At 40.2% G+C, this 3,218-nt stretch carries 5 protein-coding genes; 4 read left to right on the top strand and 1 reads right to left on the bottom strand.

The window, feature by feature from the left end:
- Window positions 1-457 precede the first annotated feature (457 nt).
- The 4 genes from WB217_RS06445 (at window position 458) to WB217_RS06430 (ending at window position 2,264) form a co-directional block, all read left to right on the top strand.
- Window positions 458-1,303: a C39 family peptidase gene (locus tag WB217_RS06445; protein ID WP_423991757.1), complete on the top strand. Its 846-nt coding sequence runs from the start codon at window positions 458-460 to the stop codon at window positions 1,301-1,303.
- A gap of 169 nt (window positions 1,304-1,472) precedes the next feature.
- The gene (locus tag WB217_RS06440; protein WP_423991755.1) at window positions 1,473-1,700 is read left to right on the top strand and encodes an FAD-dependent oxidoreductase; all 228 of its coding nucleotides are present in this window, start codon (window positions 1,473-1,475) and stop codon (window positions 1,698-1,700) included.
- A complete protein-coding gene (locus WB217_RS06435; RefSeq protein WP_423991753.1) occupies window positions 1,663-1,908 on the top strand; it encodes a hypothetical protein in 246 nt (81 codons plus the stop codon). Before WB217_RS06440 ends, WB217_RS06435 begins: the two co-directional genes overlap by 38 nt.
- Window positions 1,909-2,057: 149 nt before the next feature.
- On the top strand, window positions 2,058-2,264 hold the full coding sequence (locus WB217_RS06430; RefSeq protein ID WP_423991751.1) for a YgaP family membrane protein: 207 nt from the start codon (window positions 2,058-2,060) through the stop codon (window positions 2,262-2,264).
- A gap of 32 nt (window positions 2,265-2,296) precedes the next feature.
- On the opposite strand, the gene yhbH is transcribed toward WB217_RS06430, so the two are convergent.
- The coding region (yhbH, locus tag WB217_RS06425) for a sporulation protein YhbH (RefSeq protein ID WP_423991749.1) at window positions 2,297-3,218 on the bottom strand (922 nt) is incomplete at its 5' end.

The following is a 3,218-nucleotide window of genomic DNA, read 5'->3' as shown; positions in this document are numbered from 1 at the left end:
GCTGATATGTAAAATACAGATGAATCTTTCCTCATCCAAAAACTCCTTTCTGTTACCAACGTTCCTTTTTTAGCACTTTAACACCCTAACATAAAAGAGCAATTTTTAAAAACCATCGGCTTATAACAGATGTAGTATTTCCTACTTTCCGAAAAAAATGTACTAGTTCTTCAAGTATTTTTAGCTGCGGCTCTGCTAAATGGCGATATCAAAAATCCTGTTGTTAAGAGCGAAAAACAACAGTCAAATTTATCACAGTCTTGGCTGCAAACGTAAATTTCGGCCTTCTGAAGCTCGTAAATCCATCTTCGTATATGACGAGTTTGTGTCTTTAGCAGCAATAAAACTACTAATCTATTGAATACATGTCGAATCTTGTTTAAAATTGTGTAAAAGAACATGGAATGCCTGTCAAGATATTAAAGCTAGAAAAAGCCATTAGTTAGGAGCAGATATTTTGAATAAAAAAATCTCCATCAGAACTATGACAATTGCTGCAATATTTCTTATCACTTTTTTGGGCTCTGAGAAAATCCGGTCCATTGAAAATACATCAGCTGAAACAAAAGTTGACGCAGTTCCAAAAATCACACGGACAGATGAAAAAGTCATAAAGAAAACCCTGGCCGATGATCGATTAGAGGTAGCCGCGAATAGCCCCGCATCAACTGGAGATGGTCTTAAAAACAAAAATGACTTGGTCCATGAAGACAAGAGGATTATAGATGGCGTACCCCACATCAGCCAGTTGCCTGAATTAGAGCGAGGCTGCGAGGTCACCAGCTTAACGATGCTTCTTCAATCACAAGGGATTGCAGCCGATAAAATGACTCTGGCAAAGCAAATTCATAAGCTTCCTTTCCGCGATGCAAACTATGTACGCAGTAATCCATATGATGGATTCGTTGGCGATATTTATACTTTCAGCAATTCAGGATATGGCGTTTATCATGGTCCAGTGGCCAAGCTGGCTGAGAAATACCTTCCCGGAAAAATCAAGGATGTGACTGGCCAGACGATCGAGTCTGTTTACAGCTTGATTGACAGCGGATCACCAGTTTGGGTTATCACCAATTCAACATTTGCTCCTCTGCCAGAATCTGAGTTTACAGTCTGGGATACGAACAGCGGAAAAGTAAAGATTACTTATAATGAGCATAGTGTCTTGATAGTTGGATATGACGGCGAGTCTATTTTCATCAATGATCCACTTGCCGATAAAGGTTATAAGTCCATTCCAAGAAATGGTTTTGAACAGGCGTGGGTCCAGATGGGCAGCCAGGCGATTGGCGTTATAAAGTAATAACTTTATTGTTTTATAGACTTAAGAAGTATTGCTGTTAGCAGTGCTTCTTTTTTTTGATTTTTCACAGCAAAAAGGAACGGAAATCAACAGGTCGTTAGCAGAACTATGTTTTTAAGTCTTTTGTTGTGGGTAAAATTAACCATATAATTATAATGGGGGCATATGATTGGACTTACATAATGGCAAGTTATTCTGGCAGACAACGGAAGAAAACGATATTGACATAAAAAGAAACGATATTGCAGATTATTATGACGCAGTTATCTTAGGTGGGGGCATGTCCGGTTCGTTATGCGCATATACGCTGGCAAATGAAGGATTGAAGGTGGCTATCATTGATAAGGGGAAAGTCGGCCGTGGCAGCACAATGGTTATTTCCTTTGCTAGATATTAAGGTAGCCTTTGCCTGGGGAGCAGTTTTTGGGGAATCTGTCGACAATCTCCCTTTTATCGGAAAACATCCGACTAAAGACAGGATCTACTATTTATTAGGGTATGGCGGAAATGGAACAGTATACAGTATGCTCGGGTCAGTTATTTTAAAAGATTTAATTTTAGGCAGATCGAACAAGGATGCGGAGATTGTAAAGCTGGATCGATGAGCATCCGGTTTTTTAAAAGAACTGGCCAATTGGCTCTTTCAAATAGCCCCTGGATGCTGTGAATAATATTAATTTTTTCTGAGTGTGAAAAGTCACAGGAGAATTCACCCACAAGAGCTATATTTAACTTATCATTAAGTTTAATAGGGGTGTTTGTATTGAAAGCTAACGTTGGGAAAATCGACCAAGTTATTCGGATTGTATTAGGATTAATCCTTATTTCTTTATTTTTCTTATTAGATGGCATCCTGAAATATATAGGAATTATTGGATTAGTTTTAGTACTGACTTCCTTCATTAAGTTCTGCCCGCTTTATACTTTATTTGGCATTAATACAAAGAAGGAAAAGAATTAATGAGAGAAGCCAGCCTTCGCGGCTGGCTCTTTTTATGCATAAAGCTTATTTTCTTCTTGTTTGAAGAAGCTTTTCATCGCATGGAATACGTCGGCTTTCTGCTTGAGGATAAAGTAACGGAAGTTTTCATCTTTAATGTTTTTATACGCGGACATTAGGGTCGAGTGGCGGTTGTACTGATTGACTTCTCCGTAACCAAACATATTGGAGACCTTCATCAGTTCTTCAACTAATTTCACACAGCGGGCGTTGTCGGAGGTCAGGTTATCACCATCAGAAAAATGGAATGGGTAAATATTGAACTTGCTTGGATTGTACTTATCATCAATAAGTTCAAGTGCTTTGCGGTAGGCGGATGAACAGATCGTTCCGCCACTCTCGCCTTTAGAGAAAAAGTCTTCCTCTGATACTACCTTTGCCTCAGTATGGTGGGCAATGAATTCTATTTCCACAGTTTCGTATTTGGAACGAAGGAAACGCGTCATCCAGAAGAAAAAGCTTCTGGCCATGTACTTTTCCCATAATCCCATCGATCCGCTCGTATCCATCATCGCAAGTACAACAGCTTTGGAATCCGGCTTCACGACTTCATTCCATGTCTTGAACTTCAGATCTTCCTTATAAATAGGGTGAAATGCTGGCTTTCCGGTCATCGCATTCCGTTTATAAGCGGTCATCATCGTTCGTTTCTTATCAATGTTGCCCATCAACCCAGTTTTCCTGATATCGTTGAATTCGATGTTTTCCACAAGGTGTTCCTGCTGCTCCTTACGCTTAAGGTTTGGGAGCTCCAATTGTTTAAATAACGCTTCTTCAATTTCCATCATTGATACTTCTGCTTCATAATAGTCCTCGCCAGCCTGGTCTCCAGCCCCCTGACCTTTTCCTGGTCCCTGCTGCTGTCCAGAGCCATCGCGCGCAACGACATCCCCAATCTTCGTGTCGCCGTTACCC

Source organism: Mesobacillus sp. (assembly GCF_049588175.1).
GTDB lineage: Bacteria > Bacillota > Bacilli > Bacillales > Cytobacillaceae > Mesobacillus.
This window is presented reverse-complemented; position numbering and strand designations above follow the sequence as displayed.